The sequence below is a fragment of the Hyalangium gracile genome (genome assembly GCF_020103725.1).
Classification (GTDB): domain Bacteria; phylum Myxococcota; class Myxococcia; order Myxococcales; family Myxococcaceae; genus Hyalangium; species Hyalangium gracile.
Genome location: NZ_JAHXBG010000010.1, coordinates 381,806 through 397,658, shown reverse-complemented (window position 1 = coordinate 397,658; position 15,853 = coordinate 381,806). Strand labels below are relative to the sequence as shown.

The following is a 15,853-nucleotide window of genomic DNA, read 5'->3' as shown; positions in this document are numbered from 1 at the left end:
GCTCTCGGCTCTTCATCATCCCGCCACCCTGCACCTCCAGAGCTCCGACTACCACCTGGGTAGGACCGGGGGTTTACGAAGCTGTGGAACATGGGGCAGGGCTTGGCCCCGCTGGGGGCGCAGGCCGCATAGAGGGGGCGCCGCCGCCCGGCGGTGGCGGCGCACCAGCACTGGGGCGCCATTGGCGGCCTCTCCCTATCAGGCGCTGGAGGGGGGCTATTACGCGCGCCCTTCCTCATGCCCGTTCACCGACAAGCTCCTAGACCAGCGGCATGGTGCTGCCCATCCCGGAGGCACGGCGCAGAGGTACTGTGGCAGTGCGGACGGGCTACCCAAGCCTTCGCAGCCCATCATTCCGTGGGAGCCCAAGCCCGAGTTGCTGCCCAGCCAGAAGAAGTTGTTGGAGCAATGGGCGGCGGAGTGGCGCAGGCCCCATGAGAAGTACCACATCTTCCCACAGGAGCCAGACCTGAAAGCCTAGTGGAGTGTCCGCGAAGTTTTTGGACATAGTCAGGACTGGTGACGGTCCACCCACCGGTGCATCTTGGTCCGAGTCCAGGACCAAGTGAACGGGTGGGCATAGAGACGGTTGTACTCAGGCCAGCTGGCGTTGAGGTGCTCGATGAGGTGGGAGCGGCTGGCCCAGTCGCCTCGCTGAAGGTAGCGCGCCCCGAAGGCGCGCAGCAGCAACTCGGCTTGGTCGAGCCAGGAGGCATGAGCCGGAGTGAAGAGCACTCGAACCTGAGGGTAGTAGTTGCTGAGGAACGAACGCGTCGGGTGGGCAATGTGGCTGGAGCCCTCATCCCAGATGAGGTGAATGCGACGCGCATCGCGGTGTTCCCACAACAATTCGGGCAGGACCGCCCGCAGGCTGGCGCTGTCGTTGTGCTCCAGACACCAGCCGTGCATCTTGCCGGTATGCACCACCAGCTTGGCCAGGAAGTTCACCGTGCCGTGCCGCACGTACTCGAACTCCTGCCGCTGGATGAGGCCGGGCCTCATCGGGCGGGTGGGACAGCGCCGCTGCAGAGCTTGAATGTTGGGCTTCTCGTCCACGCACAGCACTACCTCGCCTCGCTCTGCCAGGGCGTGAGCATTCTCGTAGCACCAGAGGACCTTGGCGGCCTTGGCACGAAAGGTGTCGTCTGGAATCGGCGTCTTCCAGTAGCGCGAGCGGTGCGGCTGCAACTCGGCATCGCGGAGGATGAGCGCGACGGTGGAGTGGGAGATGGTGGGGGCGATCCCCCGCAGCTGGGCGGCACGCGCCAGACTACGAGTGGACCAGTGGGTCATGTGCAGCCCGACGCCGGCCGGTTCGCAGCAGGCCAGTCGCTCCACTTCCACTCGCTGGAGGGGGGGAAAGCTCCTGCGGCCGACCGGAACGGGGAGCATCTTCTACAGCCTCCACCCCATGTGCCTCGAAGCGACGACACAGGGCCCATATGGTCCTGCGGTCTTGCTCAAGGTGGTCGGCCAACTCCGAGACGATGGTGTCCGGGTTGCTCATCGCCAGCAGGATTCGCGCACGGCGAGCCACTCGCTGCTCGGTGCGCCCATCTCGCACCAGGTCCTCAAGCAGAGCGGTCTCTTCGGGCGACAGGTGGATGAGTCGCGGAGGGCGTCTCCTCATCCACCAGAGCTATTCATCCCCCGCGACTATGTCCAAGGACTTGTCGGACACTCCACTAGTTTGCGCTCAAGGACATCAACATCCACGAGTACACGATTCCCCTGGAGGTAGGATTTCATGGGAGCATCCACCGACCTCCTCCCGCGGGTGGCTCGTGAAATGAAGCATGGCGGAAGTACAAGAAGGACCATGCAGGAGCGTCGAAGGAAGAAATCATGAGATATGCGAGACAGCTCATCTATGAGTTTGCGCTCTTCGGTCCGGTTGTCCCGTATTGGCGTCAGTGGACGCAGCCTCCTCCCATTGGTGGTTACTGAGGGGCGATGCGTTACTACGTCATGGAGGGTGTCCAGGAGCCGCGTCATTCTGGCTCCCACAACGCTGAGCGCCGATGGTTCCTCCCCGGAGTGCACTGCCCCCAGTGTGATGCCACCTGGGGTGGTCTCTCGGATGCCTATCCCTCCGTGGACCTCTCCCGCCTTCCGGATCAGAAGAAATACACGGCCCGGCTGGAGGAGGACTATGCCGAATTCGAGAGGCTGCGAGAGCAGGTGCGCCCCCTCGTTCCCGCCGGTGTTCCCCTCTGGCCAGGCACGGAGCTGGGGCCGCTCACAGGCACCGCTCAGGGCGAGTTCGGCCCTTTCTTCCTGTACTCCTCATGGATGCTGCTGATGAGACGCGAGGCGCTGGAGCGCTTGCAAGCCGAAGGAGTCCAGGGCCTGAAGGGCTGTCGCACCGAGCTGCGCTTTCGCCAGAAGAACCCGCCAGAGCTGCTCGAGCTGGAACTGCTGCCTCGCGGCCAGGCGCATCCCGAATGCCTGCCGGAGTACCGGCCAGAGCCCTGCACGAAGTGCGGCCGCAAGGGGTGGAAGCGTCCGGAGGAGCTCATCCTGAGAGCCTCCTCCGTTCCCCCGGAGCTGGATGCGTTCCGCCTGGAGGACTTCATGACTGCCATCGTCGCCTCCGAGCGCTTCGTGGAAACGGCCAGACGCCTGGGCTACGAGCAGGACATCGCCTTCCGTGAGCTGCCTCTGCGGTAGGCCGTCCGAAGGGTTTGTTGGAGTGGAGCCCGTGGCCCATCCAAGGCGAGGTATGTTGGCGGCCCATGGTCGAAGTGTTTCGAGGTTGGGTGTGGCTGCTGTTGTGCGCCGGGCTCACGGCGTGCGCGTCAACGCAGGTTTCGCTGGGTGAGGAGGTCGAGGAGGGGGAGAGAGTTGCCTCCTTCGAGGAACTATGCGCGGAGGAGGAGAGCCTGCTGCCGCTGTGTGACGGTCAGCAGTGCGGTCTGTACCGATGCCGCGAGGTGATGGGACTGCTGCAGGTGGGGCAGGTGGTGCCCGCGCGCACCGGTGGCATGGTGCTACCCATTCCCGGGGGCACGGCGCAGAGGTACTGGGGCAGTGCGGATGGGTTACCCAAGCCCTCGCAGCCCGTCTTCATCATCCCGTGGGGGCCCAAGCCCGAGCCGCTGCCCAGCCAGAAGAAGCTGTTGGAGCAGTGGGCGGAGGAGTGGCGCAAGCCCCATGAGAAGCACCACATCTTTCCGCAGGAGCCTGGCCTCAAGAGGTGGTTTGCCTCCAAGGGCATCAACGTCCACGACTACACGATGCCGCTGCTGGTGGATGTACATCGGCGGATCCACCATCCGCCGCCCTCGGGAGGAGCGTGGAACGAGGCATGGCGGAAGTACCAGCAAGCTCACTTTGATGCCCCGAAAGAAGAGATCTTCCGGTACGCAGGGCAGCTTCTCTATGAATTCCAGCTGCTCGGTCCGGTTGTCCCGTATTACCGCCGGTGGACGCAGCCGCCGCCCGTCGGAAACTGGTGAGGGCCATGCGCTACTACCAGGTCGATGGTGTACGAGAGCCACGTTACTCTGGCTCCTATTGGGCTGAGCATCGGTGGGGGCTGCCTGGAGTGCACTGCCCTCAGTGTGATGCAGTCTGGTCCAGCAACGTCGATGCCTATCCCTCCGTGGACCTCTCCCGCCTGCCGGATCAGGAGAAGTACACGGCCCGGTTGGAGGAGAACTACGCTGAGTTCGAGCGGCTGCGAGAGCAGGTGCGCCCCCTGGTTCCTCCCGGTGTTCCCCTGTGGCCAGGCACGGAGCTGGGGCCGCTCACAGGCACCGCTCAGGGGGAGTTCGGCCCCTTCTTCCTGTACTCCTCGTGGCTGCTGCTGATGAGACGCGAGGCGCTGGAGCGCTTGCAAGCCGAAGGAGTCCAGGGCCTGAAGGGCTGTCGCACCGAGCTGCGCTTTCGCCAGAAGAACCCGCCAGAGCTGCTCGAGCTGGAGCTGCTGCCTCGCGGCCAGGCGCATCCGGACTGCCTGCCAGAGTACCGGCCAGAGCCCTGCACGAAGTGTGGCCGCAAGGGGTGGAAGCGTCCGGAGGAGCTCATCCTGCGAGCCTCCTCTGTTCCCCCAGAGCTGGATGCGTTCCGATTGGAGGACTTCCCCACGGCCATCATCGCCTCCGAGCGCTTCGTGGAGACGGTTCGGCGCCTGGGCTACGAGCAGGACATCCTCTTCCGCGAGTTGCCTCTCCGGTAGCGCGGACACGGGAGCGCCCGAGGGCGCCCCGCTGGCTTCCGGAGAGGCACAGGGGAGGTTCGTGGCCCCCGCTACTCCGTGACGTTGAACGCGCCCGCGTTCAGCATCATCTCGATGGCGGGCGTCATCTCAGGAGCCGCCAGCTCGTCGACGCGCACCGCCGGGAAGCGGACCTCCAGCCCCCGGTTCAGCCGGTGGTACAGCGTGTTGGTGCCGAGCGAGTAGAGCTGCAGCCCCCGCAGCGCGTAGCTGCCGCCGAGCCGCGACAGCCCCGCGTGCCCCGCGTCGAAGCGCAGCGTCAGCACGTGAGAGCCCGAGCCGAGCTGGTCCGTCACCTGGGCCTCGGCCACCGTCCGCTCCACGCCCTTCTTGTCCGTCGCCACCAGCGTCCCCGTCACCTCGTAGCGGTCGAGCCCCTGGCTCTCCACCACCACGTCCACCTCGAGCGCCGCCACCCGGCCGCTCGCGTCTCGCACCAGCCGCTCGCGCCCCACCGAGGCGATGCGCGCCGTAGGCACCACGAAGCCGAAGGCGGTCTGCTCCAGCCGATCGAAGGGCTGGCCTCCCGCAAGGCCCGTCGCGTGCACCTCCACCATCCACGTGCCCGGCTCGTCCCGGTCCGTCATGGCTCGCGACACCATGACGCGGTACTCCTTGCCCACCTTCACCACCGGCACCGTCCGGACGCGCTCATAGCGCGGGTTCAACAGCGAGGCCTCGACGTTCACCTTCTCCAGCACCCCGTCGGACTGCAGGGCTACCGTCACGTAGCCCTCGGCATCCGGAGAGAGCTGCATCGCCGACGCCGTGATGGCCAGCTCCGTGGACGAGGAGGGCTCACGAATCTCGATGGCCAGGCCCACCTTGGCCGCCTTGGGCCCCACCTGGAGCTTGTAGAGCCCCCGGCCCATGTCGCGGCTCATGCGCAGCATCGAGATGGGCCTGGTGACGCCCTCGGCCTTGAGCCGGTCCTCATCCGCGCCGAGCTGCGCGCTCCCATCGCGCGCCGCCCGAACGTCCGCGCGCACGCCCCGCGGGTCGAACATCGCCACGTCTCGCAGCGCGTCCTCGCCCACCTTCGCATCGTTGCCCTTGGGGATGAGCATCACCCAGGCGTCCTCGGGCGCGGTGATGGGCAGCTCCAGCTGCGTGGCCGCCGAGCCCGGGGCTACGTGCAGCACGGTGTGCTTCGAGCGCCGCGTCTCAGGCGCGATGGGCGCCGCGAGCGGCTGGGGCGCGGTGGGGTTGGACACCGAGACGCGGCCCGGGCCGATGCCCTCTCGGACGTCTCGGGCAAACAGGCGGCCAGGGGCCACGTCCCCCGTGGCGGGCGTGACACCCGCGGTGGTGCGCAGCTTGGTGTTCACGGCGGGCTCCGGGGTGAATCCCCCGAGGAAGATCACCGCCAGCGACAGGCCGGCGGACTTGAGGAAGGAACGATGAGCGTTCATGTGCGTTCTCCGGCTCGGGCTCAGTGAAGCGCCTGGACGACGGCGTAGTTATGGACACCCCAGTAGGTGTCGTAGGCGAGGTCTCCACACCAGTTGGAGCCTCCCGGAGGCGCCTTCACGCAGTCGTTGGCGCCCGCGCTGCCCGTGGTGGCATCGAAGCCGTACTTGGCCACCAGGCACGCGTCGCACACGCCGTCACCGTGCCAGGAGTCGGGGCAGACCTGGCTCCAGGTCGGGTAGTAGGCCGGGTTGAGGAAGGGGTTCCAGCTCTCGGTGCTCGGGACGCGATAGCTGCTCGAGTAGCCGTAGGAGATGAGGCAGTCGGGCTCGGGGTAGCCGTTGGTGAGCATGCTGCTGGAGCAGCCGTACTTCCACACGGTGTGGTTGGTCATGAAGTCCGTGGCGTAGCCCGAGTAGTAGTTGTTGCAGGCGAGCCCCGCGCCCTGCACGTTCGTCTCCGGCGCGTACGTCTGGCTGGAGGGCGGCGGAATGGGCGCGCTGGCGACCTTCTGCGCCACCAGGTTGCCGCTGTTGTGGCAGCTGCGGCGCGACTGGTGGTGGTTGAGGCGGCCGTCGTCGATGATGATGTTGCCGAAGTAGCCCGAGCTGTCGTTGCCGATGAAGCCGTCCGTGCCGGCGTTGAAGCTGCCCCAGCCGAGCAGCGCCGCCGCCTTCAGGCCGATGGTGTAGAAGTAGCCACCGCAGTGCGCGTCGCTCGAGAAGAGGTTGGCGTAGACGCGGTTGCCGCGCACCACCGAGATGGGCTTGCCGCCCACCGTCGTCGCACCCTGGCCTCCCGCGAAGGTGCCGTTCGAGTTGTAGACGCGCATGTTGTCGGTGCGCTGCTGCACCACGGCGGGGTTGTTGTAGCTGCCCCCACCGAAGAACTCGACGACGCTGTTGGCGATGTTCAGGAAGGAGCCGCTCGTCGTCACCTGGTTGGCCAGGGGCGTGCCGGCGAGGTCCGGCGCCATGAAGATGACCTGGGAGATGCGGCTCGTCACCGTGTTGACGACGTTGCCGTTGGGGCTCACCGCGCCGGTGTGGCCGAGCATGTACCGCAGCGGGCTCGAGCCATTCGAGTGGGTGATGACGGTGAAGCGGGTGATGTTGTTGGTGTTCATCCAGGGGACGATCTGATCGACGATCGGGCCCCAGCTGCACTGGCTGAAGCCGGCGCACGTGGCGCCCGGGTAGCCGATGATGAGGTAGGGCCGGCCATTGCGCATGGTGTCGATGGACGACTGCGTCCAGTAGCCGCTCGTGGCCGAGCTCGGCGTCTGGTCGCCCGTGCCGTGGACGAAGACGACGCCGTCGGCGGCCAAGGCCTCACCGCCGGCACCGAGCAACACGGCACAGGTCGCGGCGGTCAGCCACCCTGTCCTGGAAAACAAGTGCATGGAAACCTCCCGGAGGCCGGAGACGGAGCCTCGCGAAGTGGGGCCAGCAGGGTAGGAGTTCTCCGCCGAGCTGGCAAAAGCTCCCTACTCTGTTTCTCATGGCGCGCCGCGCCGTGCGTGCGATGAGCTTGCAACTTGCTGTTCGGGATGCGGCCTGGCCGTGACGCGGTACGTTCGCGGGCCATGATCGAGGTGCTTCGAGGTTGGGTGTGGCTGCTGCTGTGCGCCGGGCTCACTGCCCTCGCAGCTGGCCGAGGAGCGTCGAAGGAAGAAATCATGAGGTATGCGGGACAGCTCATCTATGAGTTCGGGCTCTTCGGTCCGGTTGTCCCGTATTGGCGTCAGTGGACGCAGCCTCCTCCCATTGGAGGTTACTGAGGGACGATGCGTTACTTACGTCATGGAGGGGGTCCAGGAGCCGCGCTATTCCGGCTCCCACAACGTCGAGCGCCGATGGTTTCTCCCTGGAGTGCACTGTCCCCAGTGTGATGCGGTCTGGGGTGGGCCTCTCGGATGCCTATCCCTCCGTGGATCTCTCCCGCCTGCCGGATCAGGAGAAATACACGGCTCGGCTAGAGGAGGACTATGCTTCCTGTACTCCTCGTGGATGCTGCTGATGAGGCGCGAGGCGCTGGAGCGCCTGCAAGCCGAAGGAGTCCAGGGCCTCAAGGGCTGTCACACCGAGCTGCGCTTTCGCCAGAAGAACCCGCCGGAGCTGCTCGAGCTGGAGCTGCTGCCTCGCGGTCAGGCGCATCCGGACTGCCTGCCGGAGTACCGACCAGAGCCCTGCACGAAGTGTGGTCGCAAGGGGTGGAAGCGTCCGGAGGAGCTCATCCTGCGAGCCTCCTCTGTTCCCCCAGAGCTGGATGCGTTCCGGCTGGAGGACTTCCCCACGGCCATCATCGCCTCCGAGCGCTTCGTGGAGACGGCTCGCCGCCTGGGCTACGAGCAGGACATCGCCTTCCGTGTGCTGCCCCTTCGTTAGTCCTGTCAGATGGATCGACCCGAGGCGGTCCTCCGGCTAGTTTTCCCGCCCATCCGGCACCGGGCGTGGAGGAAGGGCGATATGACGGAAGCACCTCACTCGGAAACTGAGCTCTCACAGGACGCAGGACGTCCCTCCACGCCCGCCCCCCAGAGCTTCTGGGCCGCCCTCAAGGAGGCCGTCCGCGGCTCGCACGCGGACTTCACCGAGGGCTCCCTCGGCCGCTCCATCTTCCTGCTCTCCGTCCCCATGGTGCTGGAGACGGTGCTCGAGTCCATCTTCGCGGTGGTCGACGTCTTCTTCGTGGGCCGGCTCGGTCCCGACGCCGTCGCCACCGTGGGCCTCACCGAGGCCGTCTTCACCATCATCTATGCCGTCGCCATGGGGCTGAGCATCGGCGCCTCGGCCACCGTCTCCCGGCGCATCGGTGAGAAGGCCCACGACCAGGCCGCTCGCAGCGCCGTGCAGGCCATCGGCCTGGGCATCCTGCTGAGCGTGCCCTTCTGCATCATCGGTGCCTCGTTCTCCCGGTCGCTCCTGGCGCTCATGGGAGGCTCGCCCTGGGTGCTCGAGCACGGCGTTCGCTACACGCAGATCATGCTGGCGAGCATGAGCAGCGTCGTCCTCCTGTTCCTCATCAACGCCATCTTTCGTGGCGCGGGCGATGCCGCCGTCGCCATGCGCACGCTGTGGCTGGCCAATGGCCTCAACATCGTCCTGGCTCCCTGTCTCATCTTCGGGTGGGGGCCCTTCCCCGCGATGGGCGTCGCGGGCGCGGCGGTGGCCACCGCGTTCGGCCGGAGCATGGGCGTGGTGTACCAGCTCTACTGCCTGGCTCGGGGCAGCGGCCACCTCCGCGTGCGGCTCGAGCACATCCGCCTGGAGCCGCGGACGATGCTCAGCATGCTGCGGCTGTCCGGCACCGGCATGTTCCAGGCCTTCGTGGCCACGTCCAGCTGGATGGTCCTGGCACGCATCGTCGCCGTCTTCGGCAGCACCGCCACCGCCGGCTACACCATCGCCATGCGCATCATCCTGTTCGCCCTGCTGCCCTCGTGGGGGCTGGGCAATGCCGCCGCCACCCTCGTGGGCCAGAGCCTCGGCGCCGGCAAGCCCGAGCGCGGCGAGCAGGCCGTGTGGACCGCGGCCCGCTACAACATGATCTTCCTCGGCTCCGTGGGGCTCATCTTCATCCTCGCGGCCGAGCCGCTCATCGGCCTCTTCACCCAGGATGCCGAAGCCGCCACGTACGGCGTGAGGTGCCTGCGCATCGTGAGCTGTGGCTTCCTCTTCTACGCCTTCGCCCTGGTGCTCGAGCAGGCCTTCAACGGCGCCGGGGATACGGTGACGCCCACCCTCATGAACCTGGGCTGCTTCTGGGTGCTGGAGCTGCCGCTCGCCTGGGTGCTCGCGAATCCGATGGGGCTGGGGCCGTCGGGCGCCTTCCTCTCCATCCTCATCAGCTACTGCATGCTCGCCGTGGTCAGCGTCGTCCTCTTCCGGCGGGGACGCTGGAAGCTCCACCAGGTGTAGCCCGCCCGGGCCGCGAGCCGCGCGCTCAGGGCAGGGCGATCTCGAAGCCGGTGCGCCCGGGGGGGAACTGCTCCCTCGGGCGGCTGGCCGGAGTGACGGCGTAGAGGTGGAAGTCCAGCCGGCGCAGCAGGAAGCCCTTCAGCGCGGGCGCGAGCGCGTCCCCCTCGTCCAGCTGCAGCGTGAAGAAGTGGAAGCCCCGGCCATGGTGGTCCGCGTACACGTGCTCCAGCAGCGCGCGGAAGATGGCCGGGTCCTCCCCCGCGATGCTTGTGTTGCACAGGTAGAAGTAGCGGAAGTCCTGGCCGGGCTCAGGCAGCCGCGGCGCTCCCACCACCGTGGCCAGCGCATCGAAGCCGAACCGCACCCACCGCATCCCGCCCCGGTACGCCAGCACCCGGTAGCGCTTCACCGCCGCCGCATCCCACGCCGAGGTGCACCCCACCAGGCGTCCGTCCCCGTCGAAGGCGAGGTAGCAGTGCTCCACCGCCAGCCCGGGCCAGCGCGCCAGCCGGTGCTCCAGCTCGCCCAGGTCATACCGGTACCCGAAGGGCCGCGCGCGGTGGTCCGCGTCCAGCATCGCCGCCATCGCGGGCACGTCCTCCGGCGTGGCGCGGCGCACCGTATAGGGGCTCGGGCGCGGCTTGCGGCGCAGCACGAACTGGACGGACACCGCCGAGAAGCGGCGCAGCAGCGCATAGTGTGGCTGCGCCGCCCGCGACGCCTTGCGCCTCACCAGCGCCTGGAGCGCCCCCGCGTTGGTGGCCATCACCGCCGTGAGGAAGGCGCTCACCCCGTGACGCTCGGCCGCCTCCTCCAGGGTGGGCCCATAGAAGCGGGACAGCCCTCGGCTGCGACGCGCCGAGAAGCGCGCCCGGAGATCTCCCAGGTAGCCCACCCGACAAGGCTGGCCCTCCAACCATCCCTCCCGCACGTGGATGGCGCCCATGCCGTCGAGCCGGCCTCCTTCCTCGTGGACCCACACCTCGGTGGCGCCGCGCTGCAGCTCGAAGAGGGCGAAGTAGTCCGGCGAGCGCTGGGTGGACAGCACCAGCTCCCCCTGCATCGGCACGGCGCCGAACAGCTCCAGCAGGGCGGCGTTGTCCTCGGCGGTGGCGCGGCGCATCGGGCTCATCGGCGAGCGGCAGCCTAGCCTCCTCCACGGTGGCCGACGCCGTTCCCCACACCTTTTGCCTGCATTTCGTGGGGAGTGCGTCTAGCCTGCGCCCCCCTCTCGACATTCAAGGAAGCTATGGGCTCACGGTTGAACCTGTTGGCTCCCGAGGTACGTGCCAACCCGTACCCGTACTACGCCGAGCTGCGACGCACCGCTCCCGTGTCCCAGGTGGATCCCGGCGGCTTCTGGGCGGTGACCCGCTTCGATGACGTCGTCGCCGTCCTCAAGAACCCCCAGCTCTTCTCCTCCGAGGGCATGCGCCGCGTCACCTGCCCGCCCTGGCTCGAGGATGCGCCCTTCGCGCACGCGATGATCGTCCACGATCCTCCCGTGCATGGGCGGCTGCGGGCGCTCGTCAGCCGCGCCTTCGGCCCCACCGCCCTGAGCCGGATGGAGCCCTGGGTGCGCGTCCTCGCCGAGTCGCTCGCCGACCGGCTGGTTGCTGGCCAGACGGTCGATCTCATCGAGGCGTTCACCCGCCCCCTCCCCTCGGGCGTCATGCGCGAGCTGCTGGGGCTGGACGTCTCGCTCCAGCCCTTCTTCGCGCGCTGGGCGGATGATCTGACGAGCACCTCCTCCGTCGCTCCAGGGGATACCGAGCGGATGGAGCAGATACGCTCCACCGTGCGCGTGGCGCGCGGGCACCTGTCCCAGGTCCTCGCGGACCGCCGCCGCGCCCCGGGCGAGGACATGGTGAGCGAGCTGCTCTCGGCGCGAGTGGACGGACAGGCGCTGACGGACGAGGAGCTGCTGAGCTTCCTGTTCATGCTCCTCATCGCCGGGATGGAGACGACCATCCACCTGCTCAACCACGCCGTGCGCCTGCTGATGGAGCGCCCGGACGTGCTGGGGCGCGCGCGCGCGGATCGCTCGGTGCTGCCGAAGCTGGTGGAGGAGGTGCTGCGCTACGAGCCGCCCGTCCATGGCCTCATGCGCATCTCCAAGGAGGAGACGGAGCTGGGCGGGGTGCGGCTGCCCGCGGGCTCCTGGATGCTGGTGCTCCTGGCCTCGGCCAGCCGGGACGAGGCGCGCTTCCCCGGCGCCGACCAGTTCGACCTGGACCGGCCCGGGCCCCAGAACATGCCCTTCGGCCACGGCATCCACTTCTGCCTGGGCGCGTCGCTGGCCCGGCTGGAGGCGCGGCTGGGCCTGGAGGCGCTCCTGTCGCGCTTCAGCTCCATCCTCCCCCGAGGCCCCGTGGCGTGGAACCTCTCCCTGTCCGTGCGCGGACCCAGGGTGCTACCCGTGGAGCTCGTCCCTGGGTGAGCGGGGCGCATCGGCCTCTCGGAATTCGAGAGAAGCGGTGCCCCTGTGACTGATGCCCCCCGTTCTTGTATCTAATAGGGCACTGGTCTACAGGACCGCCGCCCCTCCCTGGGACCATCTGCGGTCCCACGGCCCGTAGTTCCCCCATCAGGAGAGCTGTACATGCGCCACACCATGAAGTTGATCGCCTGTCTCGCGCTGCTCATCGCGGCGACGAGCCAGGCGATCGTTCCTCCCGAGTCAGGTCCGAGTTCCCTTTCGAGCAAGGCCTTCTTCAAGCCGGAGCTGTATCTCCCCATCATCAATACGCCGCTCAAGGAGGCTCAGGCGCGGATGAGCTCGCTCAACGCGAGCGCCTGGAGCGATTTCTTCGCGCGCAACGGCCGCGACTTCAACGTCTACGTGGACCTGCGCACCGGCTCGGCCAGCTCCATCCAGGGCGTCATCCCCCTCATCCCCGGCACGGGCACGGGCAACACCGTGTCGCTCAGCTCGCTGCGGCAGCAGCTGGGGCGCCCGGTCGCCAAGGTGGACGCGGCGGTGGTGGGTGACCTCATCGTCAAGTTCATCGCGGACAACCACGCGGCCATCGGCGTGGATCCGCTGCAGCTGGGCGAGCCGCGCGTGACGCAGGTGTCGGACACGCTGTGGCAGGTCCACATCCCGCAGCAGGTGAACGGCATCCCCGTGCGCCACGCGCGCGTGGCGGCCACCATCAACAGCGGCAACCTCATCCTCCTGGGCACCGAGGCCTGGGCGCATGTGAGCCCCAGCGTGAGCCTCCAGCCGCGCGTGAAGCCGGAGGAGGCCATGGGGTTCGCGGGCGATGCCCTCGGCTTCTTCGAGACGCCGGGCGAGCTGTGGCAGCAGCCCACGCTCGAGGTCCTCTCGCTGGCCCGCGCCGAGCAGCAGAACGGTCACACCTTCACCGGCAACTTCGGCGTCGGCTACAACCACCGGCTGGTGTGGACGTATGGCTTCCAGCGCACCGGTGAGCTGGAGCACTGGAAGGTGTCCGTGGACGCGCAGACGGGCGAGCTGCTGTCCTTCGAGGACACCAACAGCTACCTCGATGCCAGCGTGAAGGGCGGCATCTACCCGTCCACCAACACGGAGATCTGCCCCTCGGACGCCACGTGCGGCACGCTGCAGCTGAATTCGCCCATGCCGTGGACCAACACGGGCCTGCCCGCGCCGAACGACTTCACGGACGGCGCCGGCGTGTACGACTACTCCGGCAGCGGCACCGTCACCACGACGCTGTCGGGCAAGTACGTGAAGATCAACGACAGCTGCGGCGCCGTCACCTTCAGCGCCGCGGGCACGCTGGACCTGGGCGGCGTCAACGGCCACCACGACTGCACCACGGGCGGCGGGGGCGCGGGCAACACGGCCTCGGCGCGCTCGTGCTTCTACGAGCTGAACAAGCTCAAGGAGCAGGCGCGCGGCTGGCTCCCCACCAACACGTGGCTGCAGGGGCAGCTCGTCGCCAACGTCAACCTCAACCAGACGTGCAACGCCTTCTGGGACTCGCTGGGGCAGACGGTCAACTTCTACCGGAGCGGCGGCGGCTGCCGGAACACCGGTGAGATTGGCGCGGTGTTCGACCACGAGTGGGGCCACGGCATCGACAACAACGACGCCAACGGCACGCTGAGCAGCTCGAGCGAGGGCTACGCGGACATCGCGGCCAACTACCGGTTGCAGGCGTCGTGCGTGGGCCACGGCTTCTTCCACACCTCCGACCGGGGCTGCGGCCAGACGGCGGACGGCACCGGCTTCAACGTGAACGAGGCCCGCACCGGCTCGCCGTGGTGCGCCACGGACTGCTCCGGCGTGCGCGACTCCGACTACGCCAAGCACAACCCGCCCACGCCCCAGACGCCCGCGAACTTCAGCTGCTCGCGGTGCGACTCGGGCAGCGGCCCCTGCGGCAGGCAGGTGCACTGCTCCGCCGGCCCGACGCGCCAGGCCGCCTGGGACTTCGTCGCCCGGGACCTGCGCGCGCCGCCCTTCAACCTGGACGCGCAGTCGGCCTTCCTGGTGGGCAACAAGGTCTTCTACCAGGGCAGCGGTAACGTCGGCTCGTGGCACGGCTGCGACTGCAACGCCGGCACCTCGGACGGCTGCGGCGCCACCAACGGCTACATGCAGTGGCTGGCGGCCGATGACGACGACGGCAACCTGGCCAACGGCACCCCGCACATGACGGCCATCTACGCGGCCTTCAACCGCCACGGCATCGCCTGCAACACGCCGGCCCCCGTGGACGGCGGCTGCGCGACCAACGCTCCGAAGACGGCGCCCGCGATGAGCGCCACGGCGGCCCATAGCCAGGTGGACCTCAGCTGGAGCTCGGTCCCCGGTGCTTCCCAGTACTGGGTGATGAAGACCGAGGGCTTCGCCGGCTGCAACTTCGGCAACTCGAAGATCGCCACCGTGACGGGCACCAGCTACACGGACCCCGAGGTGGCCAATGACCGCTCCTACTGCTACTCGGTCGTCGCCGCCGGCTCGAGCTCCGCCTGCTACACCCCGGCCAGCACGTGCACCTGCGTGACGCCGGGATGCCTGGCTCCGACCATCTCGCCGGTCCGCGAGGGCCCGCTCGACGGCAGCGTGGACGTGCAGTTCACCGGGCCGCTGGACTGGAACGACGTGGAGGGCGTCAAGTACGACGTGCAGGTGTCCACGGACCCGAACTTCACCACCATCGCGCGCGCGGCGCAGGGGCTGACCTCCAGCGAGTGGGCCGTGACGCCGGCCCTCGAGGACGTCACCACGTACTACTGGCGCGTGAGGGCCGTCTCCTCGTGCGGTGGCGCCACCCCGTGGACCTCGGCTGGCTCGTTCACCACGCGCGCGTGCGTGGCGCTCGGCACGCCTTCGTCCTCCAGCCCGGCCGATGGGGCCACCGGTGTCGCCCACCAGCCCTCGCTCGACTGGAGCGACGTGCCGCTGGCCGATGGGTATGACGTGCAGGTGGCGCTGGACTCCGCCTTCAACAACGTCGTGGCCTCGGCCTCGGGTGTGAGCGACAGCTCCTGGACGGTGTCCAGCGCCCTGGTGCCGAACACCACCTATTACTGGCGGGCTCGCGCGAAGGACTCGTGCAGCGAGGGCTCGTACACCACGGCCAGCTTCACCACCGCGAACGTCTGCTCGCCCTCGACGGCCATCTACAACCCCAACTTCAAGACGCCGTACTGCGCCTCCGGCTGCGGGTGCGACACCGGCACGCTCGTGCGCGGCCGCGGCTCCATGTACGGCGGTGTCGAGAGCAACCGGCCCAATACGCTGGGTGGCACGTGCGCGGACGGCAACGCCGGCACCTTCCACGTGGACGAGAGCATCGACAAGCTGGTGCTCAAGAGCGTGGACCGGAGCACCATCATGCCGGGCACGGCGCTGAAGCTCGACGTGTCGGTGTGGTGCCAGAGCGGCACGGACCGGGTGGACCTGTACTACACGACCAACGCGGCCTCGCCGTCCTGGACGCCGCTCGTCACGGGCCTGGCCTGCACGGGCTCCGGGCCGAAGGTGTTCTCCCAGAACTTCAACGCGGGGAGCACGCCGGGCACGCACGCCGTCCGCGCGCAGATCCGGTACGGCGGCGTGGTGAACACCTGCGCGGGTGGCAGCTACAACGAGCGCGATGACCTGGCCTTCACCGTCGTGTCGCCGCTCGCGCAGACGATCGCGCCGGGCTCGACGACGCAGGGCCGCGGCCTCGTGGGGCGCTGAGCCTCACCGGACTCCTCCCGGCCTGAGCGGGCGGGGAGGAGTCACCGCCTCGTAGCGGCCGTACAGGAGGGCTCCCGGGGCGACCTGGGAGCCCTTCTCCGTTGCGGGCCTGAGGAGCCT

11 protein-coding genes and 3 pseudogenes are annotated in these 15,853 nt (G+C 68.2%); 10 read left to right on the top strand and 4 right to left on the bottom strand.

The genetic code is table 11. The annotated features are described in order from the left end of the window. Positions 1-181: 181 nt before the first annotated feature. A pseudogene (locus KY572_RS48160) lies at positions 182-460 on the top strand (DUF2380 domain-containing protein); the annotation flags it as partial. Between the two features lie 50 nt (positions 461-510). Here the strand turns inward: KY572_RS48160 and KY572_RS22690 are convergent. Next, on the bottom strand, positions 511-1,293 hold the full coding sequence (locus tag KY572_RS22690) for an IS630 family transposase (protein WP_263451885.1): 783 nt from the start codon (positions 1,291-1,293) through the stop codon (positions 511-513). A 507-nt stretch (positions 1,294-1,800) separates the two neighbouring features. On the opposite strand from KY572_RS22690, the pseudogene KY572_RS48155 reads away from it, so the two are divergent. The 4 genes and pseudogenes from KY572_RS48155 to sitI6 (KY572_RS22675) all read left to right on the top strand — a co-directional run. Then, positions 1,801-1,947: pseudogene (locus KY572_RS48155) on the top strand (SitA family polymorphic toxin lipoprotein); the annotation flags it as partial. Positions 1,948-1,953: 6 nt separating this feature from the next. After that, positions 1,954-2,670 carry a SitI6 family double-CXXCG motif immunity protein gene (gene sitI6 / locus KY572_RS22685; protein ID WP_224245009.1) on the top strand — a complete coding sequence of 239 codons (717 nt, stop codon included), beginning with the start codon at positions 1,954-1,956 and terminating at the stop codon, positions 2,668-2,670. A gap of 65 nt (positions 2,671-2,735) precedes the next feature. Further along, positions 2,736-3,458: a SitA6 family polymorphic toxin lipoprotein gene (sitA6, locus tag KY572_RS22680; RefSeq protein ID WP_224245008.1), complete on the top strand. Its 723-nt coding sequence runs from the start codon at positions 2,736-2,738 to the stop codon at positions 3,456-3,458. Between the two features lie 5 nt (positions 3,459-3,463). Then, a complete protein-coding gene (gene sitI6 / locus KY572_RS22675; protein WP_224245007.1) occupies positions 3,464-4,180 on the top strand; it encodes a SitI6 family double-CXXCG motif immunity protein in 717 nt (238 codons plus the stop codon). Positions 4,181-4,251: 71 nt separating this feature from the next. On the opposite strand, the gene KY572_RS22670 is transcribed toward sitI6 (KY572_RS22675), so the two are convergent. Both KY572_RS22670 and KY572_RS22665 read right to left on the bottom strand, forming a co-directional pair. Next, the gene (locus tag KY572_RS22670) at positions 4,252-5,631 is read right to left on the bottom strand and encodes a DUF4785 family protein (RefSeq protein WP_224245006.1); all 1,380 of its coding nucleotides are present in this window, start codon (positions 5,629-5,631) and stop codon (positions 4,252-4,254) included. A gap of 20 nt (positions 5,632-5,651) precedes the next feature. Continuing rightward, positions 5,652-7,031 carry a hypothetical protein gene (locus KY572_RS22665; protein ID WP_224245005.1) on the bottom strand — a complete coding sequence of 460 codons (1,380 nt, stop codon included), beginning with the start codon at positions 7,029-7,031 and terminating at the stop codon, positions 5,652-5,654. Between the two features lie 255 nt (positions 7,032-7,286). Here KY572_RS22665 and KY572_RS48330 point away from each other — a divergent pair. From KY572_RS48330 to KY572_RS22655, 3 genes and pseudogenes are all read left to right on the top strand, one after another. Beyond that, positions 7,287-7,409, top strand: a pseudogene (locus KY572_RS48330) (SitA family polymorphic toxin lipoprotein); the annotation flags it as partial. A 22-nt stretch (positions 7,410-7,431) separates the two neighbouring features. Then, on the top strand, positions 7,432-8,016 hold the full coding sequence (gene sitI6 / locus KY572_RS22660) for a SitI6 family double-CXXCG motif immunity protein (protein WP_224245004.1): 585 nt from the start codon (positions 7,432-7,434) through the stop codon (positions 8,014-8,016). Between the two features lie 81 nt (positions 8,017-8,097). Further along, complete coding sequence (locus KY572_RS22655) at positions 8,098-9,549, top strand: MATE family efflux transporter (RefSeq protein ID WP_224245003.1); 1,452 nt, start codon at positions 8,098-8,100, stop codon at positions 9,547-9,549. 25 nt (positions 9,550-9,574) lie between these two features. Here KY572_RS22655 and KY572_RS22650 read toward each other — a convergent pair whose 3' ends face one another. Next, positions 9,575-10,681 (bottom strand): GNAT family N-acetyltransferase, encoded by a 1,107-nt coding sequence (locus KY572_RS22650; RefSeq protein ID WP_224245002.1) that lies wholly within the window; start codon positions 10,679-10,681, stop codon positions 9,575-9,577. A 129-nt stretch (positions 10,682-10,810) separates the two neighbouring features. Here KY572_RS22650 and KY572_RS22645 point away from each other — a divergent pair, with 129 nt between their 5' ends. Next, positions 10,811-11,989 carry a cytochrome P450 gene (locus KY572_RS22645; RefSeq protein WP_317987885.1) on the top strand — a complete coding sequence of 393 codons (1,179 nt, stop codon included), beginning with the start codon at positions 10,811-10,813 and terminating at the stop codon, positions 11,987-11,989. 162 nt (positions 11,990-12,151) lie between these two features. Next, a complete protein-coding gene (locus KY572_RS22640; protein WP_224245000.1) occupies positions 12,152-15,733 on the top strand; it encodes an endopeptidase in 3,582 nt (1,193 codons plus the stop codon). Positions 15,734-15,853: the final 120 nt, after the last annotated feature.

Excerpts from the sequence above, each read along its gene's own strand:
- KY572_RS22690 (WP_263451885.1), bottom strand. The coding sequence starts at position 1,293 with ATGACCCACTGGTCCACTCGTAGTCTGGCGCGTGCCGCCCAGCTGCGG.
- sitI6 (WP_224245009.1), top strand. The coding sequence starts at position 1,954 with ATGCGTTACTACGTCATGGAGGGTGTCCAGGAGCCGCGTCATTCTGGC.
- sitA6 (WP_224245008.1), top strand. The coding sequence starts at position 2,736 with ATGGTCGAAGTGTTTCGAGGTTGGGTGTGGCTGCTGTTGTGCGCCGGG.
- sitI6 (WP_224245007.1), top strand. The coding sequence starts at position 3,464 with ATGCGCTACTACCAGGTCGATGGTGTACGAGAGCCACGTTACTCTGGC.
- KY572_RS22670 (WP_224245006.1), bottom strand. The coding sequence starts at position 5,631 with ATGAACGCTCATCGTTCCTTCCTCAAGTCCGCCGGCCTGTCGCTGGCG.
- KY572_RS22665 (WP_224245005.1), bottom strand. The coding sequence starts at position 7,031 with ATGCACTTGTTTTCCAGGACAGGGTGGCTGACCGCCGCGACCTGTGCC.
- sitI6 (WP_224245004.1), top strand. The coding sequence starts at position 7,432 with ATGGAGGGGGTCCAGGAGCCGCGCTATTCCGGCTCCCACAACGTCGAG.
- KY572_RS22655 (WP_224245003.1), top strand. The coding sequence starts at position 8,098 with ATGACGGAAGCACCTCACTCGGAAACTGAGCTCTCACAGGACGCAGGA.
- KY572_RS22650 (WP_224245002.1), bottom strand. The coding sequence starts at position 10,681 with ATGAGCCCGATGCGCCGCGCCACCGCCGAGGACAACGCCGCCCTGCTG.
- KY572_RS22640 (WP_224245000.1), top strand. The coding sequence starts at position 12,152 with ATGCGCCACACCATGAAGTTGATCGCCTGTCTCGCGCTGCTCATCGCG.